The organism is Acidithiobacillus sp. HP-11, assembly GCF_015100075.1.
In the GTDB taxonomy this organism is placed as follows: domain Bacteria; phylum Pseudomonadota; class Gammaproteobacteria; order Acidithiobacillales; family Acidithiobacillaceae; genus Acidithiobacillus; species Acidithiobacillus thiooxidans.
In genome coordinates this window covers 31286-52317 of record NZ_JACKYY010000008.1, presented here as the reverse complement: position 1 = coordinate 52317, position 21032 = coordinate 31286, and the positions used below count along the sequence as shown (strand labels likewise).

The following is a 21032-nucleotide window of genomic DNA, read 5'->3' as shown; positions in this document are numbered from 1 at the left end:
AGTCACTTTTTTTGGCGTCAGGCCGAAGTTCTTGCCGTCTGTCGTTTTTATGGTTTTCCAATCAGTGCTTATTTGAAGAAGCTAAAAATCATGACTAAATCTGAATTGATCAAAAACATCAGCGCCCAATACCCGCAGCTCAGTGTGCGTGATATTGAAATGGCCACCCGCCATATGCTGGATTACCTCAGTGATGCACTTGCTGAAGGTGAGCGCATTGAAATTCGTGGCTTCGGCAGTTTTTCCATGCATGTACGTCCAGCTAAACAGGGGCGTAATCCCAAGACCGGCGAATCGGTCATGGTCCCGGAAAAGCGGGTTCCACACTTCAAACCGGGTAAGGAACTGCGCGAGCAGGTCGATTATCCGGAGAATACATCCGGCAAAGCCTGATTGACCATTCTGGGCGTGGATTCTGCGGTTGTCCTCGTCCTGGGGATAGTATCAGGCTTTGCTGCCCTGCTGGGCTTCTGGCTGGGCCGTACCCAAAAAGCCCCCGCTGGCAAAGCCATCCCTCAGGTTTATATTCAGGGCCTGAATTACCTTCTGAGTGAACGTCAGGACGAAGCGGTAGAGGTTTTTCTGGAAGCCTTGCGCCAGCACCCGGAAAGTGTCGATATTCTCCTGGCCCTGGGCCGTCAGTTTCGCCGACGTGGCGAACTGGAAAGGGCATTGCGGGTGCATCAGTACTTATTGGAACAGCCAACCCTGGCTGAGGAACTCAGGCAAAGTGTGCTGTTTGAAATTGCCCGCGATTATTTGAAAGCCGGAATTCTGGATCGGGCAGAAAGCATTCTCAAGGAATTGCTCGAAAGTCAGCCCGCGCATACCGAAGGGCTTGCCACGCTGGCGGAACTCTATGAATTGGGTAGTGAGTGGGCTTCCTCTATTGCCATTCGCAAGCGTTTACTCCAATCAGGAATGTCCGAACAGCAAAAGGTAATTGCCTTGTTGTACGGTGAGCTGGCCGAAGAAGCGTTGCGCAGTGGGGATCAGTCTCAGGCACAAAAGTATCTGAATGCTGCGCGCCGGGAGGTTCCCGACAATCCGCGCGCACTGATGATTGCCGGGCGTCTCGCCTTTGACAAAAAAGATTGGCAGGGTGCTCTCAAATACTGGGATAAATTGCTGGCACTACCGGCTGACTCGGCGATTTTACTGGTGCTGGAGCCCTTTCTGCAGGTTTTGCAGCACATGGGGGGCCAGCAGCAGGATCATCTGCAGCGTTTGCAGGATCACTGTCGTTCGCCGCTGGCCATTAAACGCCTGGCAGAAGCTTTGCAGAAAATAGAGGGACAGGCAGCTGCCAGTAGTTTTTTGCGCAATATTCTGATCAAAAAACCTGATCTTCGGGTATTTCAGCTGTTGTTAAGCATGGACCCGAACGCTCCGGAAACGGAGCTGATCGAAAAAATGGCCCTGGCCGTGCGTCAGTGGCAACTGGAACCTGAACTGTTTCATTGTCAGTCTTGTGGTTATCAAAGTACGCAGTATTACTGGCGCTGCCCCAGTTGTCGCCAGTGGGGTGTCTTTTCAGGAGAGGAAAAGCTGTGAAATCACCACTTATTGTCGCGCTGGATTATGCAGATACGGCAGCAGCATTGGCTATGGCTGAACTTTTGGATCCCCGCCAATGCCGGGTCAAGGTGGGCAAGGAACTCTTTACGGCATCCGGACCCAAAGTGATTGAACAACTTCAGAATCGGGGTTTTGAGGTGTTTCTGGATCTCAAATTTCATGACATCCCGCAGACCGTGGCCAAAGCCTGTCAGGTTGCCGCCCGCTTGGGGGTGTGGATGCTCAACGTGCATGCCAGTGGGGGGAAGGCCATGCTGGAGGCCGCGCGGGAGGCTGTTGATGGGGTGACGGCTTCCGGGCATCAGCCGCTGCTGATTGCGGTGACGGTATTGACCAGTCTGGATGCCGATGCCCTGGGGCAGCTGGGTGTGCATGACTCTGTTAAGCTACAGGTAGAAAGGTTGGCCGCGCTCAGTGCAGAGGCTGGTCTGGATGGACTGGTCTGTTCTGCGCAGGAGGCTTCCCGGCTCAAACAATTGCATCCGGAGTTTTGTCTGGTGACCCCCGGTATCCGGCCCGCCCAGCATGGCGCCGATGACCAGAGGCGGACCATGACGCCTGGAGCCGCCCTGGCGGCGGGTTCAGACTATCTGGTCATTGGCCGCCCCATTACTGCAGCGCCGGATCCGGCAGAAGCTTTGTCTGCCCTGTTGGCTGCTTGCGCGGGATAATGTGTCCCATTTTATAAAATCAGACTAATGGAGAAACAAACTCAGTGACAGCAGATGAAGTAGTGGATTTATACAAAAATGATGGTGCCTTGTTACAAGGACATTTTTTATTGTCCTCTGGCTTGCACAGCGATACCTACTTGCAATCTGCAAAAGTGTTGCAGAACCCAGAACATGCAGAACGCCTCTGTGTCGCGATGGTTGCCGGTATTCCAGAAGCAGTCAGGAAGCAGATCCGTTGTGTCGTGGGGCCAGCCATGGGTGCCGTATTGGTTTCCTATGAATGTGCCAGAGCGCTGGGGGTACGCAGTCTTTTCACCGAACGTGAAAATGGCCAGATGGTCCTGCGCCGGGGCTTTGCTTTATCCCCAGGTGAAGGGGTGTTGGTCGTTGAAGATATTACTACGACCGGTGGATCGACTCGTGAATGTATTACTGCGGTAGAGGCAGCAGGTGGCAAGGTACTGGCTAGTTCTGCAATTATTGATCGTAGCGCGGGCTTCCAGGATTTTGATGGTATTCCATTTTATCCACTCCTGCGTTTGCCGGTGCGGACCTGGTCCGCTGAAGATTGTCCGCTCTGCGCGGCGGGTGGTGTCCCGGTGAAACCGGGCAGTCGGGGGCTGCGCTGACCTTGAGGGGCGGCGGGCTTGTGTTTATGATGGGTGTTTAGGCTTAGACAAAATGAAAAACAAGGATCAGTTCATGCAAATTTCCACACCGGAGGCTGCGCCTCTGGAACGCCACATTCATGTGACCATTCCTGCCAGTGAGGTGGAAAGTGGTGTCACGCAACGTTTACGTAACAAGGCCCGCTCAGCGCGTTTTCCGGGATTCCGTCCGGGCAAGGCACCATTGGCTATTGTTGAACGCCATTATGGTTCAGATGCCCTCATGGAAACCTTTGATCAGCTGATTAATGAGCGCTATTCCCAGGCCGTCCGTGAACAATCCCTGCGTCCCGTAGGGCGTCCCGAAGTGCAGGTTGAAAAAGGCGGACGCGGAGAAGACTTCGTGTTCACGGCGGTTGTTGAAGTCTATCCTGAATTCGAACCGCAAATTCCCACGGCTACGGTGATTCGCAAGAGTGCCGTTGTTACGGAAAGTGATGTAGATGCCACGATTGATATCATGCGCCAGCAGCGCCGTTTTTATGTTAAAACCGAGCGTGCGGCACAAAATGAAGACCGGGTTACGGTAGATTTCCAGGGACTTATGGATGGTGAACCCATGCCCGGTGGCGATGTGGTGGATTATCAGGTAGTCCTGGGCGCCGGACGGCTGCTCCCGGATATTGAACAGGGCCTCATCGGGCTTTCTGCCGGTGAAGAAAAAAGTGTTTCTGTACAGTTTCCTGCGGATTATCATGTGGCAGAACTGGCGGGCAAAAATGCCGAATTTCATCTCCAGGTCAAGGAAGTGGCCGAAGCACAGTTGCCTGAATTGAATGCCGAATTTGCTCTGGCGCTGGGTATCGAAGATGGTGATGTTGCCGTCCTGCGTCAGGAGGTCAAGGAGAATCTGGAACGCGAAGCCCAAAGGCTGAGTCATGCCCAGGTGAAATCGCAACTGCTGGATCTGGTGGTCGAGAGTAACCAGCCAGACCTGCCCAAACAAATGTTGGCCCGGGAACTGGAACAATTGCAGAAAGACCCCAATGCCAGTGCTGCTGGAGACCTGGAAAATATCTCCAGGCGCCGGGTAGTGCTCGGTCTGGTCCTCAGTGAAGTGGTGCGCCGGGAAAAGCTGCAGGCCAGTTCTGCCGAGGTGACGCAAGTCATCCGTGACATGGCCGAGCAATATGAGGATCCCGACCAGTTTGTGGCCTGGTATCGCAGCAAACCGGAGCAGCTGGAACAGGCAGAAGCCATGGTGCTGGAGGATAAAGTGGTGGCATGGCTTCTGGAGCGTGTTAAAGTGACCGAAGAGTCAGTGAACTTTAATCAGTTGATTGGCCGTTCTCCGGCAACCCCGGCGGCGTAAATCGGGTATTCAGACGAATGTGGCAGCGTCCCTTAATCGAGGAGCAGCAATGATGTGGAAACAAGCAGGAGAACCAGTTACGTCCGCCCCCCAGGGTTTGGGATATGTTCCGATAGTGGTGGAACAAACGGGTCGTGGTGAGCGGTCGTATGATATTTACTCCCGCCTGCTGAAAGAACGGGTTATTTTCATGGTGGGTCAGGTGGAAGACATGATGGCCAACCTGGTGGTAGCCCAGCTGCTTTTCCTGGAAGCGGAAAATCCTGACAAGGATATTGCTTTGTATATCAATAGCCCGGGCGGGTCTGTGACGGCAGGGATGGCTATTTACGATACCATGCAGTTCATTCGTCCCAAGGTGAGTACAGTCTGTATTGGCCAGGCCGCCAGTATGGGCGCCGTGCTGCTGGCTGCTGGTGCGGAAGGCAAACGCTACGCATTACCCAACGCCAGAATCATGTTGCATCAGCCTTCCGGTGGCTTCCAGGGGCAGGCGCATGATATCGAAATTCACACCAAAGAGATTCTGCGCATTCGTGAACGTCTGAATGATATTCTGGTCCACCATACTGGACAGAGTCGTGAACGCATTGAGCAGGATCTCGACCGGGATTTTTTCATGTCGGCCGAAGAGGCCCAAACCTACCATCTCGTCGATGCCGTGATTACCCATCGCGGCGATAACGAGACCGCCTGAAGCAGGCAGGAGAACAGCTATGGCTGGAAAGCATGAGGGAAGTGGCGAAAAGACCTTGTATTGTTCTTTTTGCGGAAAAAGTCAGCACGAAGTCCGGAAACTGATTGCTGGACCATCGGTATTCATCTGCGATGAATGCATAGAACTGTGCAATGATATCGTCAAGGACGAGATCCTGGATGATCTGCGCGGTGATCAGCCGGATAAGCTTCCGAAACCCATGGAAATACGCAAGACCCTGGATGATTATGTTATTGGTCAGGACAGTGCCAAAAAAGTGCTTTCCGTGGCGGTGTACAATCATTACAAACGTCTGGAGCATGGCGGTAAGGACAATGAAGTAGAACTCGACAAAAGTAATATTTTGTTGATTGGTCCGACCGGTTCCGGCAAGACCCTTCTGGCTCAGACCTTGGCGCGCCTTTTGAACGTGCCCTTTGCCATGGCCGATGCCACGACCCTCACCGAAGCCGGTTATGTCGGTGAGGATGTGGAAAACATCATTCAAAAACTGCTGCAGAAATGTGATTATGACGTCGAGAAAGCCCAGACGGGAATTGTCTATATCGACGAAATCGACAAGATCACCCGCAAATCTGAAAACCCTTCCATTACCCGCGATGTATCGGGAGAAGGCGTGCAGCAGGCTTTGTTGAAACTGATTGAAGGCACCGTTGCCTCGGTTCCTCCTCAGGGTGGTCGTAAACATCCACAGCAGGAGTTTTTGCAGGTGGATACCCGTCACATTCTGTTTATTTGCGGGGGTGCGTTTGCGGGCCTTGAAAAATCCGTTTCTTCCCGCATCGAAAAAGGCGGTATGGGCTTTAACGCGCCCCTCAAAAAACGGGACAAAGATGCTACTGCAGCCATGCTCATGCAGAATCTGGAGCCGGAAGATCTGGTGCGCTATGGGTTGATTCCCGAGTTTGTCGGACGTTTGCCCATATTGGCACTTCTGGAAGAGCTGGATGAAGAAGCGCTCATGTCCATCCTCACTGAACCCAAAAATGCCCTGATCAAGCAATATCAGAAAATGTTCTCCCTGGAGGGCGTTATCCTGGAGTTCCGTCCAGAGGCCCTCAAGGGGATTGCCAAAAAGGCCCTTGCGCGGAAAACCGGTGCTCGCGGCTTGCGCTCCATCCTTGAGCAGATTTTGCTGGACACGATGTACGAGCTGCCTTCCATGACCGGCGTCAAAAAAGTGGTGGTGGATGCTGCGGTGGTGGAAAGTGGCGGCAAGCCGCTTCTGGTTTATGACGATGCCATCAAGGTAGATATGTCTCATCCTGCCTGATACAAGCTGGGGGCGCGTTGAAAACTCGACCATGCGCCCCAATCTGCTTTCCTAATGATGGTTATCATCGAATTTCTGGAGTGAACCGTGGCGCAAATAGATAAAAGTCTCCTGGTAGAAGAAGAATCCCTGATGGTGCCCGTGCTTCCGTTACGGGACGTGGTGGTTTTCCCATATATGGTGATCCCGCTTTTTGTAGGTCGTGCGAAGTCTATCCGCGCACTGGAAGAAGCCATGTCAGGAGAAAAACAGATCCTGCTGGTTTCTCAAAAAAATGCGGCTGATGATGATCCCCAGCCGGAAAATATTTATCGTATCGGGACTTTGGCGACCATTTTGCAGTTGCTGAAACTGCCGGACGGAACGGTCAAAGTCCTGGTGGAAGGTACGGACCGGGCCAAAATCGTCTCTTTTTTGCCGGCTGACGAATCACTGCGCGCCCAGGTTCAGGTAGTGGTCAGTGGTGCTGCCAATGATCGTGAACTGGAAGCGCTGATGCGTTCAGTCAGCGCGCAGTTTGAGTCCTATGTAAAGCTCAACAAAAAAATCCCGCCAGAAATTTTGTCTACCCTGGCCAGTATGGATGATCCGGCGCGACTGGCGGATACGGTGGCTGCCCATCTCAGTCTCAAGCTGGAAGAAAAACAGGATATTCTCGAAAAAGCAGATACGCGTGTGCGACTGGAACACCTGCTGGGCATGATGGAATCCGAAATTGATCTGCTGCAGGTAGAAAAGCGGATTCGTGGACGTGTCAAGCGGCAAATGGAGAAAAGCCAGCGCGAGTATTATCTGAATGAGCAGATGAAGGCCATCCAGAAGGAGCTCGGCGATCTTTCGGAAGAGGGTGGTAGTGAGCTGGATGAGCTCGCCCGTAAAATTGAAAAAGCCGGAATGCCCAAAGATGTGCGGGCCAAGGCGGATGCCGAATTAAAGAAGCTACGGATGATGAGCCCCATGTCTGCGGAAGCGACGGTGGTGCGTAATTATATTGACTGGCTGGTTGGTGTTCCTTGGCGTAAACGCAGCAAAATTACTAAAGACCTTAAGCGTGCCAAGGCCATCCTCGATGCCGACCACTATGGTCTGGAAGATGTGAAGGAGCGGATACTGGAGTATCTCGCTGTGCAGGAACGTGTGGGTAACAGTCGTGGCCCCATTTTGTGTCTGGTTGGTCCGCCCGGTGTTGGTAAAACCAGTTTGGGCCGCTCCATTGCGGAAGCAACCAATCGCAAATTTGTGCGGATGTCTCTGGGCGGAGTACGTGATGAAGCGGAAATTCGCGGACATCGGCGGACTTATATCGGCGCATTGCCGGGAAAAATTGTCCAGAGTCTGGCCAAGGTGGCAACCCGCAACCCGCTGATGTTGCTGGATGAAGTCGACAAAATGGCGATGGATTTTAGGGGTGATCCGGCTTCGGCACTGCTTGAAGTGCTCGATCCGGAGCAGAATGCCACTTTTAATGATCATTACCTGGAAGTGGACTTTAATTTGTCCGAGGTGATGTTTGTTACTACAGCTAACACCCTGAATATTCCGGCACCTTTAATGGATCGTATGGAGGTCATCCGGATTTCCGGTTATACCGAAGATGAAAAAATCCATATTGCCACTAAGTATCTGCTCCCGAAGCAAATCGAGAAAGCCGGTCTGAAAGACGGGGAGATGCAGGTTTCGCAAACCGTAATTCGGGACATCATCCGTTACTATACACGCGAGGCGGGGGTGCGGAATCTTGAGCGGGAGCTGGCGCGCATTTGCCGTAAAGTCGTCAAGGAGCTCCTGCTGGACAAGAAGCGCACTAAAATTCAGGTATCTGATCGTAATCTGGACAAATATCTGGGTGTTCGGCGTTTTGATTTTGGCAAGGCAGAAAAAGAAAATCGTATTGGTGAAGTCACCGGCTTAGCCTGGACGGAAGTCGGGGGTGAATTGCTGAGTATTGAGGCTGTGGTTGTACCGGGTCGGGGTAAACTGCTGATTACAGGCAAACTCGGTGACGTCATGCAGGAGTCCATTCAGGCGGCTATGAGTGTGGTGCGTGCCAGATCGCGTGCGTTGGGTATTCCGGCTGACTTTTATCAGAATCGGGATGTCCATATTCACGTTCCTGAAGGTGCGACCCCCAAAGATGGCCCCAGCGCCGGCATCGGCATGGCCACGGCTTTGGTTTCTGCGCTGACCGGTATTCCGGTCAAGGCTACGGTGGCCATGACGGGTGAAATTACTCTCCGTGGTGAGGTTCTGCCTATTGGGGGCTTGAAAGAGAAACTGTTGGCAGCACATCGCGGGGGCATCAGTACGGTGATGATTCCTGCTGAAAACGAAAAGGATTTGCAGGAAATCCCCAAAAACGTGCGTGATGCACTCACGATCAAGCCGGTACGCTGGATTGACGAAGTGTTAGCGATTGCTCTGGAGACGTCACCAACACCATTGCCTGATGATGGAGAACCTCTACTGGGTGTTGTACCGCCAGTTAGTGGAGATAACGCGGAAGATAAAGCAACAGCCCACTAGATTACTGTTATCAGCCTCTGGGAATATGATTATTCTCAGAGGCAGTATTTTGTTCTGCTATCAACTTGTACTGTTATAATTTGTCATTGATTAATACGTAGACAGTCGCTAAATCACGACGAATATTGTCAGATAGATAGGGTCTAACATGTGAAATCATTTGTAGATTTTGTTGGTGATCTTGACAAGTGTTTTTTTACCCTGCTATAACCTCTACTAGCATTAGCTGATTCGTAGTTTTACAGAAGTGTCTGGGTCTATAACAGGAGAAAGAAATTATGAACAAATCCGAATTGATCGAAAAAATTGCAGAAGAAGCAGGTGTTACGCGTGCCGCCGCAGGACATACCCTGGATGCCGCTATTAAAGTGGTTACTGCTGCCTTGAAAGAGGGTGATCAGGTCACGCTGGTAGGTTTTGGTTCTTTCCTGGTTTCTGAACGCGAAGCGCGTAAGGGTCGGAATCCTGCAACAGGTGCAGAAATCATGATTGCCGCCAGTCGCACACCTAAATTTAAAGCTGGTAAAGCATTGCGTGATGCAGTAAACTAGCGCGTCTGGTTTGGGCGGTTAGCTCAGTTGGTAGAGCGTCGGCTTTACACGCCGAATGTCGGGGGTTCGAGCCCCTCACCGCCCACCACCAATTTATTGGGGTGGTAGTTCAGTTGGTTAGAATGCCGGCCTGTCACGCCGGAGGTCGCGGGTTCGAGCCCCGTCCGCCCCGCCAAATGAAGAAAGGCGCCCTCGCAAGCGGGCGCTTTTTTATTTTTAACAGCAGAAATTCTCTGCTGCGCTTTATAATCGTATCCAAGTTTAATTCGTGGTAAGAGTGGCTTTCATCAACCAGTAAAGTGGTCATATATACCGGAGCACCGTTTCGCGAGGATTGTAATTATGATGGATGTATTTCGTAATTTTGGACAATCATTTATTGCCAAAATAATTATGGTACTCATTGCGTTGTCTTTTGTCCTCTGGGGCGTTAGCGGCTATTTGATGTCCGGTAGTTCCGGACCTGCGGCTGTAGCCTCTGTAAATGGCCAAAAAATTACCGAAGCGGTGTTTCATAAGCGCTTGGAAGAAGCGCAAGAACGTTATAGTCATGTTTTTGGAGCAGCAACGGCTGCTAAAATGGCACAGCAGAGCAGCTTTGCCCATGATGTACTGAATGGATTGATTGATAATATATTATTGGGTACCGAAGCCAGACGCCTGGGTTTACAAGTTTCGGATACGGCCTTGGCCAAAAAAGTAGAAGCCATTCCTGCTTTTCAGGAAAAGGGCGTTTTTTCCAAGGCAAAATACCAGAAATTATTAGCCGCCAACGGAATGACACCTGCACAATTTGAAGGTATGTTGCGCGAAAGCATGCGGCTGGAGCAACTTCAGGTTATTCCTCAAATTGTTGCCAGTGCTTCTGATCAGGCAGCGACTGAAGTATGGGGTTGGTCGCAGGAATATCGGGATATCAAGACAGTGACCATCACTGATGCGCATTTTGCTGAGCAAGCCAAGCCGGATACGGCGGAAGTGCAGTCATTTTATCAGTCGCACTTATCTGAATTTCATTTGCCTGCTGAAGTTGAAGTGCACTACATAGTTATGGGACCGCATAATTTCCTTGGCGCGAACCAGACATCGGCGAAAGGCGTTACTGCAGCGGCTGCTTCCGGAAGTAAAAATTCAGAACAGGCTGATCAGGCTGCTGAAAATGCTTTTCAGGCCCAGGTTGAAAACTTCAAGGATCGCCTTTTCAGTAGTCCCGATGGACTTCAGTCAGTGGCGAAAGCATATCACTTAACCATTGAATCGAGCGGGCAGCTGACTGCTGGAAAACAAGCATCCAGTGGTCCCTTTTCTGATCCGAAAGCATTGGATTTGGCTTTTAGCAAAGCCGTATTGGCTGGTAAAAACAGTTCGGCCCTGACTTTGAAAAATGGAGATTTGCTGGCCGTTCATCTGCTCCATTATACCCCGGGTAGAGCCCAGACTTTAGCAGCAGTCAAAAATCAGATTGTGGCGCAATTAACGGTAGAAAAAGCCACGCAACTGGCTAAAAGCAAAGCAGAAGCCCTGCTGGCTTCGGCTAGGAAAGCCGGTAAGGTAGAGGTGTTGACTGCGGATGGTACTTATCCTGTCCAAGTCCATTTGAATGTCACCCGGAAAGATGCGCGGGGTTTGTCTCCGACTTTGCTGAGCGCAGCATTTGATGCCCCAGCTCCTATAAAGCATATTCCTTCCATGGGGATGGTTCGTGGGCAGAATGGCTACACGCTATTTGCGGTGACTCAGGTGATGGCGCCTTCTTCAGTAGCGGTCAATCCCAAGGTGACGGCTGAAATTCGTGCCTCACTGGAAGAACAACGGGGAAGATTGTTGTCGGCAGCTTATTTGCGTGATCTGCGCGATCATGCCAAGGTAAAAATCGACGATGCAAAGCTCGCGGCTGCGAGCAGCCAATAATTCTCGCTAAAGTATCCACGTCAATGATTCGCGTCTGAAGCGCTCGTTTCCACCAATTGCAGATGTACGCTAAGTGCTGTGGATTTGGCAGCGATTTCTCGATAAGCCAAATGGATGGGTTTAATGTTCAGGGGTTGTTTCAGGTATCTGCTTCCTGGCGGATCCCAGGGGCCGATCGCAGCGTGGCTGACGGTAACGGGTGTTCCATAATGGATGAGTCCGTACACTTTGTGTGCCGCGCTTTTGGGAAGCTCGACGCAGCCCGCACTTTGTGGAAAGCCGTAATTGGCCCGGGGATAAAAATGTACGGCACGGCCTCTGTCGAAATAATTGACCCAACGGATATCCGGGTCATCATAATGTTGGTATTCCACCCAGTGGTGATGATAGCGCGAATAATGCACGGACTGGAGGGCATAACCTGCCGACTTCGCGGCTTCATATAAGCGTATTTGCGCGTGGGATACTGGTATGGGAAAGCGGCCAACCATGGCGGTATGGGTATCACGGGCATAAATCGGCCAGGTCCCATCCGGAGTGGCATGCATGACGCCGGTATTGGCTTTGCTCTGGAAAATCCAGCCATGTCCGCCCATAAACAAATGAATTTCTTCCGGGCGGGGAAATTTGGTCACCAGAATCCAGGTCCAGGGATCCGGATCAGTTTTTTTTGCGTGTAACAGGGCTTTTTCTATGTTCAGGGGTAATCCACGTATGCCCATTCCGCCAGGTACTATCGGCAGATTATGCACAGCTTCGAACTGGTACAAGGCACCCAGTACCAATGGATTCCAGGGATCTTGCCAGGAATCCGATGCGGCAAGGGCCTGCAAGGCACGCGGGATTTTAAAGCGCCACTGGTAAGTTTTATGGATATGACCATGCACGCCCAGATAATCTTCCGGAATCAGCGGGAGATAATGGAGACGGATGAGAATACGCCGAATTTCTCGGGCTTGCAGGACCGTTGAGGATGCACTGGAAATTACGGCAGCAGTGGGGGGTGCTGATACCAGCATATCGGTTTTTCCCTAAGTGTTTGCGGTGGTTGTCAGTCAAATTCTAGATGACTGTTAGTCTTAAATCAGTACTTATAAGTTCCTTGTTTCATCTCCCAGGATTTACGCAGCTCCGGTAGTGGTCGAATCAGCAGTTTTTCCAGTTGTTGGATTTCTGGTTCGTAAAAAGTCTTTAAAAAATACAGAGCTTCCGCATCCATAGGCGGTTTGTGGCTTTTCATCAGGAAAATGTGGCGCCAGATGTAATCACCCCAACGCCGGGGGAAAAAGTGTTCGCCAATGCGGCGACTGATGGGATTACTGGCGAGGATACGCGCCCAGTTTCCCCGTGGCAGGCGATAGGCATTATGGATGGATTGCAGATTGATATGATTGATAGCCTGCGGATCAATCTCCAGAAACTCGCAAATTTTTATGAGGACATCTATCGGATTTTTTTTAAGGTCTTCCAGCAGGCAGATATGGACATTTTCAGTACCAAAACGCTGCTGGTATCTGGAAATCTGTGCGGCGTATTGGCCGAGTTCCAGATATAGCTGAGACACTCCCCAACCCTTGTCAGGGCGCGTCCAGTCTTTTTTCAAAGCGTCTAAAAATGGCAAGTCAATAACGCCTTCATTATAGTCCATGAGGTATTGGGCATAAGCACGCTGCACCGGATCGCGTAAAATGACAATAATCCGGGCATCCGGCCTTACTTTATGAATACGTTCTGCAGCTTCAGGGCACCATAAATAAGAAGGGCTAGCATCTCCTATGCGTATATAATTTTCGGATCCCCGGTACAAATGTTGGTATTCACGTTCGCTGGACACCCGCTGGATTAAATGATCCTGTTCGGGACGCGGATGGGCTTGGGTGAAATAGTGCGGTTCCTTCATGTTAGGCAGAAAAACCTGAGGATGCTGCTTCAGGTAGGCATAAAGGGAAGTCGTACCGCTTTTTACCGCACCAACAATATAAAAATTCGGCCAGATGAAGTCACGCATTACCAAGCCGCTTATTGTTCCACCGGATAAAAATCATGAAAACCCATTTTTTTCATGGCGGCGACAGCCTGTACGGCAGCAACGCCATCGGGAAGGGGGCCTACCTGCACCTTGTAATATTGTTGTCCCTTAACGAGCCCGGGAACAACCAGTACATCCCGGAAACCCGCAGCATAAAGACGATTTCGCTCCAGCGTGGCATGGTTTAATACCTTGAATGCGCCGGTTTGCAAATAGGTTTGGGTTGGCCCCTGAATTTCCTGGGTATGCATGGTTGTTGGGCTGGCTTCGGAATTATTTACCCCGGTCGGGGTTATGCTGGAGGGGGCGAGCGCGACAATCTGCACTGCCGCCGTGCCCTGGCGGGTCATCCCCAAGGCGCTGGCGGCTCCATAGGAGAGATCCATGCTGCGTCCATCCACAAAGGGTCCGCGATCATTCACCAGAACAACAATACTACGACCATTGCTCAAATTGGTGACCCGGGCACAGGTAGGGAGCGGCAAGTCACGGCTGGCCGCCGTATAAGCCCGGGGACGAAAAGGGGTTACCATGGATGTTTTGGAACCGGATTCCCAGCCATACCAGGAAGCCAGTCCACGCACATTGTAGCCGGCGGCACTTTGCAGGGGGTGATAAAGGCTTCCATGAATCTGATAGCTACGATTGTAAGCTGCGCGCAGGTTAGGAGTCGGCGCACTGCAGCTTGCCGCAGCCGCCTGGGCGGGGAGGTTGCCCTGAGTGGCCTTCTGGCTGACGCCGGCGCAACCACTGATCAGCAACGCAGCGATGCTCAGCACGCCATATAATAGGTGCACTACAGGCTTAATCATCCCGGCCGGATCCCAATAAATGAATCATGATTTCGCTGTAAATCCGCGACAAATCTTCCAGGTCTGCTACTGCCACACATTCATTGAGCTTGTGAATGGTGCTGTTGATGGGGCCAAGCTCAACCACCTGGCCGCCCAGTTGGGCAATGAAACGTCCATCAGAGGTTCCTCCACCCGTAGAAAGGCTGGCCGGATGACCGAGAATTTTTTTCAGGGCGTACTGGGTGGCTGCCACCAGAGTGCCGGGAGGAGTAAAAAAGGGTGGTCCCGACAATTGCCAGTCAATCTGATAATGGATTTGCGCAGCATCGAGAAGACCATGGACGCCAGCCTGTAGGGATTCCGGGGTGGATTCCGTAGAAAAACGGAAGTTGAAGTCGGCACTGAGCTGCCCCGGAATGACATTGTTGGCGCCGGTGCCTGCGTGAATATTGGAAAACTGTAAACGGGTGGGCGGAAAAAACTGGTTGCCCGTATCCCATTGTTGATCCACCAGATCGGCCAGCGGGCGAAAAGCCCGATGAATGGGATTGTCGGCCTTGTCAGGATAGGCTACATGACCCTGCACACCCTGCACGGTCAGACGTCCATTCAGGGAGCCGCGCCGCCCGTTTTTAATGACATCGCCCAGACGGTTTTCCGAAGAAGGTTCACCCACTACGCACCAGTCAATCTGGGTATTCTGATCACGCAGCCAATCCACGACGTGGCGGGTGCCATGGGTAGCAATACCCTCCTCGTCAGAGGTGATCAGAAACGCGAGACGGCCGAGGTGATCAGGATGTCGGGCAATAAACTGTTCAGCCGCCACGATCATGGCCGCCAGACTGCCTTTCATGTCGGCGGCACCGCGTCCATAGAGCATGCCGTCGCGAATGCTGGGGGTGAAGGGATCACTGTGCCAGGCTTCCAGCGGGCCGGTGGGCACCACATCCGTATGTCCGGCAAAGCAGAGGCAAGGCCCGGAAGACCCGCGTTCTGCCCAGAAATTCTCAACGCCACCGGCTGCCAGACGGGTCACCCGAAAACCCAGGGCTTCCAGCCGCGCTATCATCAGGTCCTGACAGCCGGCATCTTCCGGAGTCACCGAAGGTCGGGAGATCAGATCTTCCGCCAGGGCCAGCACGCTGCTTTTTTCCATGTACGGCTTCCTTCAGATATCTCGCAGAATCTGGTTAATGCCCACCTTGCTGAGCGTTTTGGCATCGACCTGTTTGACAATAACTGCACAGTAGAGACTGTAGCTACCATCTGGAGAGGGCAGGTTGCCGGATACCACAACCGAACCGGCAGGCACCCTTCCATAGCTGATTTCGCCGGTTGCCCGGTTGAAAATACGGGTACTGGCACCGATGAATACGCCCATGGAAATTACCGAGCCCTCTTCAACAATGACGCCTTCCACAACTTCGGAACGCGCACCAATGAAACAGTTGTCTTCAATGATGGTGGGGTTAGCCTGCAGCGGTTCCAGTACGCCGCCAATACCGACGCCTCCGGAAAGATGCACATTTTTGCCAATCTGGGCGCAGGATCCGACCGTGGCCCAGGTATCGACCATGGTGCCTTCATCCACATAGGCACCGATATTCACAAAGGAAGGCATAAGTACGCAGTTACGGCCGATGAAAGCTCCGCGCCGGGCGGTGGCAGGAGGCACCACGCGAAAGCCCCCGGTGCGAAAGTCGTTGCTGTTATAGTCGGCAAATTTGCCCGGCACCTTGTCATAAAAATTGGTCTCCGCACCAGAGATACGGCTGTTATCGTGAAGTCGGAAAGACAAGAGCACGGCTTTTTTGATCCACTGATGGGTCACCCATTCGCCATGACGCTTTTCGGCAACCCGAAGCACGCCTTTATCCAGCCCTTCAATGGTCTGGTGAACGGCATCACGCAGATCGGCGGGTGCCTGTTTGGGTGAAATTTCCGCCCGATTTTCCCAGGCAGCATCAATAATGGTTTCAAGACTCTGGCTCACGAAAGCTCCTTCACAAAGTGGTTCAAATGGAAAATGAAGATAATGGATGGGTTTCCAGAAAATGCCGAATCCGCTCCAGTCCTTCGACGCAGTCTTCATGACTGCCAACCAGGGCAATGCGCACCCGATCCTGACCGGGATGACAGCCCTGCGCCTCCCGGGATAAATAAGCTCCCGGCAGACAGCGTACATGTTCTTCAGCAAACAGGGCCTTCACAAAGGCTTCGCCATTTCCGACCAGCGGCCAGAGATAAAAGCCGCCAGCCGGGATTTCAATGGGTAGATATTGACCGAGAATAGTCCGGGCTGCAGCAAATTTTTGTGCATAACTGGCCCGGGTCTGGATGACATGGGTTTCATCCTGCCAGGCACTGATGGACGCTGCCTGAATAAAAGGCGGCATTGCGGCACCCAGATAGGTCCGATACAGGACAAAAGCCTTGAGTATTCTGGCATCACCGGCCACAAAGCCACTGCGCGCGCCGGGAATGCTGGAACGCTTGGAAAGACTGTGAAAAGCCAGCACATTGTCGAGGTTGCCGGTTTGTGCAGCGGCTTCAAGAATGCCAGCGGGGGCATCCGGACCAGTGTACAGCTCGCTGTAACATTCGTCTGCGGCCAGGACGAATCCATGCTGACGGGATTTCTCAATAAGCCACTGCAGGGTTTCGCAGGACAGCGTTGCTCCCGTCGGATTATGGGGTGAATTGATATAGAGCAGGGCACAGCGTGCCCAAACTGCTTCATCAATCGTTTTAAAATCGGGCTGACCATTTGTGCCACAATTGAGATAATAGGGTTCTGCTCCGGCCAGCAGAGCCGCACCCTCGTAAATCTGATAAAAAGGATTGGGCAGCAATACCAGCGGTTGCGGTTTGGCGCAGGCGGGTAACACGGCCTGGGCGATGCTGAACAGTGCCTCACGACTGCCATTGGCAGGAATGATCTGAGATTCGGGATTCAAAAAACCGGGCGGCAAATGAAAGCGTTGGCTGGCCCATTGGGCAATCGCCTGACGCAACCGCAGATCACCCAACACCTTGGGATATTCCGTCAAACCATGCAGATGCTCGATAATCGCTTCACTGACGATCCCTGGTGCCGGATGGCGCGGCTCGCCAATGGAAAAATCTATCAGTTCCCGGTCGGGAACTGTCACTCCGGCCAGTAACTGCCGCAACCGCTCAAAAGGATACGCCTGCAGGGTATCCAATAATGGATTCATGGAATGTGTTGTCATAGGTTTTGATTCTGGGGCATGGATGGCGTTTATGACAAGCCCTGATCAGCGACTGAGGAATTGAGACGCCACTCGCCAATCCCGATATAATCCGAAAAATTCTTGCCGAAATTCTCCATGGGACAGGTTCTCAGCAGACTTATGCCACGTATTATCATGCAGAACTTGCCAATCATGGCATTACTTATCGGCTCCAGCCTCTGGGGGGTTTTATGGCTGCCTTTGCGCTACTTTAATGTGGCGGGGCTGCATGGTGCCTGGTTGATTCTGGCCATCTATCTGCTGCTTGCTCTACCGGCAGGATGGTGGTCCTGGAAGCGTCGCGGGGAATTGCGGGGGCATCATTGGACCCTGATCGGGCTGCTGGTTTTTGGGGGCTGGACCAATGTGGCTTTTATGCTGGCACTGGTCCATGGAGAAGTGGTACGCATCCTTTTGCTCTTTTATCTTTCGCCGGTCTGGGCAATTTTTGCCGCCCGGATTTTTTTGCGGGAAGCGGTGGGGTGGCGTGGTGCTTTGGCTGCCGCCCTGGCAGTAGGTGGATCGGCGCTGGTTGTCAGTCATGGTCAGGACTTTTCTGTAAGTGATCTGAGTACCAACGATCTCTTGTCCATTTCCTCGGGTTTTGCTTTTGCCCTGAGCAACGTGGTGCTGCGCGCCGATGAGGCGCTGGGAGATATGCATCGTGCCACTTCGGTGTGGTGGGGTTGTGTCCTGTTGGCGCTGCCTTTTGTCTGGTTCCAACCCTGGCCCAGTCTTTCTCCAATGCAATACCCCTATTTACTGGGGTTTTCCTGGCTCTGGATTGCCGGCGCGACCTTGGCCATTCAGTACGGAGTGGCGCGCATGCCGGTCAGTGTGTCTGCCGTGATCATGCCCTTTGAGGTGATTGTCGGGGCACTGTCTGCCTGGTGCTTGGCAGGGGAAAAGCCCGGCTTGCTGGAAGTGCTGGGCGGCGTATTGATTCTGTCCGCCGCGCTGTTGCAAATCACCCGAAGCCAACAGCATCCGGTTTCATTGGGCGGTGTGGACATGGAAAAGGGCGGACTGCAGTAATTCACTACGGGTAATGATCTGATCAGCTTCCCAGTTTTCCGGGGGATGTTCCGCCTCCACATAACCCCAGCCAGCTGCCCAGCACTGCGTACCCGCCGCGCGGCCCGCCAGTATGTCGCGATGATCATCGCCAATCATGAGGCTTTGCGTGGCTTCGGCGTCCAGTTGCTGCAAGGCATGGCGAACTGGCAAAGGATCGGGCTTGGCACGGGCGGTGGTATCGCCACTCACGACGACGCCGGGGGCTGCTGGCAATGTCAGTGCCGTCAGTAATTGGTCTGTCAGAAACCCTGGTTTGTTGGTGACGATGCCCCAGGGGATTTGGTTTTCCTCCAGCCAGTGAAGAACTTGTGCAATGCCGGGAAACAGGGTGCTCTGTTCGCAAATCCGCGATAAATAGTCTTCCAGAAATATTTCCCGCAGGACCGGAAACTCATGGTCTTCAGGTTGCAGTCCAAACGCGACCCGCAATAATCCACGTGCGCCCTGGGAAGCTACCGGGCGCAGGTCAGCCAAGGGCAGGGCAGGGAGTCCACGACTTTCACGCAGCCGGTTGGCAGCCGCCGCCAGATCCGGTGCGGTATCTACCAGGGTACCATCGAGATCAAAAAGTACCGCAGCAGGTTGGGTCATTTTTGGGTGTGCAGGAGGTAATTCACCGTCACATCATCGTTCAGACGCGCTAAATGGCGGATAGGATCATAATGCATGCCTTTCAGTGTGCGGCTCTTTAACTGCGCCTTGCGGGTCATGGCAATGAGTTCGCTGGGACGAATGAATTTTTGATAATCGTGGGTGCCGCGTGGCAATAAACCCAGAACATACTCGGCACCCACAATAGCCAGAAGATAACTTTTGGGATTGCGATTGAGCGTCGCAAAAAAAGCATTGCCGCCGGGTTTCAGCAGTTTTGCACAGGCGGCAATAATGCCCGCAGGATCAGGGACATGCTCCAGCATTTCCATGCAGGTTACGACATCGTAGGACTCGGGCTGTTCCTCGGCCAGCCCCTCTACAGCCACTCTGCGGTACTGGACTTGCAGATGCCCGAGTTCGGCGTGGGCCTGTGCCGCCGCAATACCATCTGCTGCCAGATCAATGCCCGTAACGTGAGCACCCAGCCGGGCCATGGCTTCTGCCAGCAGACCGCCACCGGTACCCACATCGAGAATGTGCTTGCCGCGTAACCCCTGACAGCCCCGGGCGATAAAGTCTACGCGCAACGGGTTGATTTCATGCAGTGTCCGGAAAGGTCCGGCAGGGTCCCACCAGGTGCTGGCGAGAGCATCAAATTTGCTGACTTCGGCCTGATCCATGTTCATGTGTTTTGATCCTTGTCGCGAATGCGCTTAACCCATGCTTGCGCGCGGCTGAATAATGCCTGCTCTTCCCAATCCACCGCCTGACCCCGACGAATACGGATTTGGCCATTTACCCAGACGTGGGTAACCTGATCGCGTCCGGCACAGTAGGCGACCTGGGATACCGGGTCATAGACCGGGAAGGTGGCCGGGTGGTCGAGGGAAATGGCGATGCAATCCGCAGCCTTGCCGGGTTCCAGACTGCCGGTCAGGTCCCCCCAGCCGATGGCTTCGGCACCTCCCAAAGTAGCTGCTTCCAGAACTTCCCAGGCCGGGAAGGCCGTCGGATCGCCGCTGAAACCTTTGGCCAGCAAGGCCGCAGTGCGCAGTTCACCGAGCATGTCGAGATCGTTATTGCTGGCAGCACCATCCGTACCGATGGCTACAGCGATACCCTGCTCTCGAATACGGGCCACGGGGGCGATGCCGGAACCGAGTTTAAGATTGGATTCCGGGCAGTGGGCGATGTGCAGCCCGCTATCCCGACAAATCGTCAAGTCATCAGCGTCCAGTTGGGTCATATGTACCGCCAGAAAACGCGGATTCAAAAGACCCAGCTCCGCGAGCCGCGCAAGGGGACGCCGACCATGCTGAGCGAGACTTTCTTCCACCTCATGGGCGGTTTCATGGACATGCATGTGGACGGGCAGTTGCTCAGCTTCGGCCAGTTCTCTGGTACCCCGTAAACCGGCGTCAGCAACCGTATAGGGTGCATGGGGTGCGAGACTTTGACGGATCAGCGGCATTTGCTGCAGGCAGGGGAGAAGATCAGCCGCCGCTTGCAGGCAGGCATCGGCATTTGCGGCATAAGCTGTGGGGAAATCAATGATGACATGCCCGATATGGGCACGCATACCCATGTTCTGAGCACTTTGGGCAGCGGCTTCGGGAAAAAAATACATATCATTGAAAGTGGTGGTGCCGCCACGCAGCATTTCTGCGATGGCCAGTTCCGTACCCATGCTGACAAATTCCGGGCTGACAAAACGTCCTTCTACGGGCCAGATGTGTTCGTTCAGCCAGGTCATCAGGGGCAGGTCATCGGCGAGCCCGCGCATCAGGGTCATGGCCGCATGCGTATGGGCATTGACGAAACCGGGCATCAACACATGCTGGTCGAGGCTCGTGTTATCTGCTGCTGTATATGCGGCATGAATTTCGTCCTGTGGACCGATAGCGACAATGCGCCCCTGCTTGATGGCCAGCGCATGATGATGCAGCAGTACGCGGGGACGCACCGGAATGACCCAGCGCGCACTGATAATTTGATCGACCACTGGTTTTGCAGCGTGTTGTGATGGCACACCTGACCTCATGACCTGATATTTAGGGGTGCCTCATCTTAACA

The 21032-nt window shown here is 53.1% G+C and carries 20 protein-coding genes and 2 tRNA genes; 13 read left to right on the top strand and 9 right to left on the bottom strand.

The window, feature by feature from the left end; genetic code table 11:
- Window positions 1-90 precede the first annotated feature (90 nt).
- The 12 genes from H7F08_RS04165 (at window position 91) to H7F08_RS04110 (ending at window position 11208) form a co-directional block, all read left to right on the top strand.
- Window positions 91-393 (top strand): integration host factor subunit beta, encoded by a 303-nt coding sequence (locus H7F08_RS04165; protein ID WP_010638105.1) that lies wholly within the window; start codon window positions 91-93, stop codon window positions 391-393.
- On the top strand, window positions 394-1554 hold the full coding sequence (locus tag H7F08_RS04160; protein WP_031568466.1) for a tetratricopeptide repeat protein: 1161 nt from the start codon (window positions 394-396) through the stop codon (window positions 1552-1554).
- Entirely contained in the window at window positions 1551-2249 is a 699-nt protein-coding gene (gene pyrF, locus H7F08_RS04155) for an orotidine-5'-phosphate decarboxylase (protein ID WP_031568468.1), read from the top strand. The genes H7F08_RS04160 and pyrF overlap by 4 nt, the downstream gene beginning before the upstream one ends.
- A gap of 44 nt (window positions 2250-2293) precedes the next feature.
- On the top strand, window positions 2294-2881 hold the full coding sequence (pyrE, locus tag H7F08_RS04150) for an orotate phosphoribosyltransferase (RefSeq protein WP_010638110.1): 588 nt from the start codon (window positions 2294-2296) through the stop codon (window positions 2879-2881).
- A 73-nt stretch (window positions 2882-2954) separates the two neighbouring features.
- Entirely contained in the window at window positions 2955-4232 is a 1278-nt protein-coding gene (gene tig, locus H7F08_RS04145) for a trigger factor (protein ID WP_226842649.1), read from the top strand.
- Window positions 4233-4284: 52 nt separating this feature from the next.
- Complete coding sequence (gene clpP, locus H7F08_RS04140; protein WP_010638114.1) at window positions 4285-4929, top strand: ATP-dependent Clp endopeptidase proteolytic subunit ClpP; 645 nt, start codon at window positions 4285-4287, stop codon at window positions 4927-4929.
- 19 nt (window positions 4930-4948) lie between these two features.
- Window positions 4949-6223, top strand: coding sequence for an ATP-dependent Clp protease ATP-binding subunit ClpX (clpX, locus tag H7F08_RS04135; RefSeq protein ID WP_010638115.1), 1275 nt, complete (start codon window positions 4949-4951; stop codon window positions 6221-6223).
- A 132-nt stretch (window positions 6224-6355) separates the two neighbouring features.
- Window positions 6356-8746 (top strand): endopeptidase La, encoded by a 2391-nt coding sequence (gene lon, locus H7F08_RS04130; protein WP_051488030.1) that lies wholly within the window; start codon window positions 6356-6358, stop codon window positions 8744-8746.
- 278 nt (window positions 8747-9024) lie between these two features.
- Entirely contained in the window at window positions 9025-9297 is a 273-nt protein-coding gene (locus H7F08_RS04125) for an HU family DNA-binding protein (protein WP_024892767.1), read from the top strand.
- A gap of 12 nt (window positions 9298-9309) precedes the next feature.
- Window positions 9310-9385: transfer RNA gene (locus H7F08_RS04120), tRNA-Val, on the top strand.
- A gap of 10 nt (window positions 9386-9395) precedes the next feature.
- A tRNA-Asp gene (locus H7F08_RS04115) sits at window positions 9396-9472 on the top strand.
- Window positions 9473-9639: 167 nt separating this feature from the next.
- Window positions 9640-11208 carry a peptidylprolyl isomerase gene (locus H7F08_RS04110; RefSeq protein WP_193639945.1) on the top strand — a complete coding sequence of 523 codons (1569 nt, stop codon included), beginning with the start codon at window positions 9640-9642 and terminating at the stop codon, window positions 11206-11208.
- Between the two features lie 20 nt (window positions 11209-11228).
- Here H7F08_RS04110 and H7F08_RS04105 read toward each other — a convergent pair whose 3' ends face one another.
- From H7F08_RS04105 to dapC, 6 genes are all read right to left on the bottom strand, one after another.
- The gene (locus tag H7F08_RS04105) at window positions 11229-12227 is read right to left on the bottom strand and encodes a L,D-transpeptidase family protein (protein ID WP_193639944.1); all 999 of its coding nucleotides are present in this window, start codon (window positions 12225-12227) and stop codon (window positions 11229-11231) included.
- Between the two features lie 65 nt (window positions 12228-12292).
- Window positions 12293-13216, bottom strand: a complete 924-nt coding sequence (locus H7F08_RS04100) for a sulfotransferase family protein (RefSeq protein WP_031568475.1) — start codon at window positions 13214-13216, stop codon at window positions 12293-12295.
- Window positions 13217-13227: 11 nt separating this feature from the next.
- Window positions 13228-14049: a septal ring lytic transglycosylase RlpA family protein gene (locus H7F08_RS04095; RefSeq protein WP_193639943.1), complete on the bottom strand. Its 822-nt coding sequence runs from the start codon at window positions 14047-14049 to the stop codon at window positions 13228-13230.
- The gene (dapE, locus tag H7F08_RS04090) at window positions 14042-15190 is read right to left on the bottom strand and encodes a succinyl-diaminopimelate desuccinylase (protein ID WP_193639942.1); all 1149 of its coding nucleotides are present in this window, start codon (window positions 15188-15190) and stop codon (window positions 14042-14044) included. Before dapE ends, H7F08_RS04095 begins: the two co-directional genes overlap by 8 nt.
- A gap of 12 nt (window positions 15191-15202) precedes the next feature.
- Window positions 15203-16027: a 2,3,4,5-tetrahydropyridine-2,6-dicarboxylate N-succinyltransferase gene (dapD, locus tag H7F08_RS04085; protein WP_031568482.1), complete on the bottom strand. Its 825-nt coding sequence runs from the start codon at window positions 16025-16027 to the stop codon at window positions 15203-15205.
- Between the two features lie 22 nt (window positions 16028-16049).
- Window positions 16050-17267, bottom strand: a complete 1218-nt coding sequence (gene dapC, locus H7F08_RS04080) for a succinyldiaminopimelate transaminase (protein WP_215866468.1) — start codon at window positions 17265-17267, stop codon at window positions 16050-16052.
- 141 nt (window positions 17268-17408) lie between these two features.
- Between dapC and H7F08_RS04075 the strand changes: the two genes are divergently transcribed.
- Window positions 17409-18323 (top strand): DMT family transporter, encoded by a 915-nt coding sequence (locus H7F08_RS04075; protein WP_226842680.1) that lies wholly within the window; start codon window positions 17409-17411, stop codon window positions 18321-18323.
- Here H7F08_RS04075 and H7F08_RS04070 read toward each other — a convergent pair.
- Genes H7F08_RS04070 through H7F08_RS04060 form a run of 3 tightly spaced genes read right to left on the bottom strand, consistent with a single transcriptional unit; the run spans window position 18282 to window position 20988 of the window.
- On the bottom strand, window positions 18282-18956 hold the full coding sequence (locus H7F08_RS04070) for an HAD family hydrolase (protein ID WP_075322970.1): 675 nt from the start codon (window positions 18954-18956) through the stop codon (window positions 18282-18284). The genes H7F08_RS04075 and H7F08_RS04070 overlap by 42 nt on opposite strands.
- The gene (gene ubiG, locus H7F08_RS04065; protein ID WP_075322969.1) at window positions 18953-19645 is read right to left on the bottom strand and encodes a bifunctional 2-polyprenyl-6-hydroxyphenol methylase/3-demethylubiquinol 3-O-methyltransferase UbiG; all 693 of its coding nucleotides are present in this window, start codon (window positions 19643-19645) and stop codon (window positions 18953-18955) included. The genes H7F08_RS04070 and ubiG overlap by 4 nt, the downstream gene beginning before the upstream one ends.
- Window positions 19642-20988: a TRZ/ATZ family hydrolase gene (locus H7F08_RS04060; protein ID WP_319803961.1), complete on the bottom strand. Its 1347-nt coding sequence runs from the start codon at window positions 20986-20988 to the stop codon at window positions 19642-19644. The genes ubiG and H7F08_RS04060 overlap by 4 nt, the downstream gene beginning before the upstream one ends.
- Between the last annotated feature and the right edge of the window lie 44 nt (window positions 20989-21032).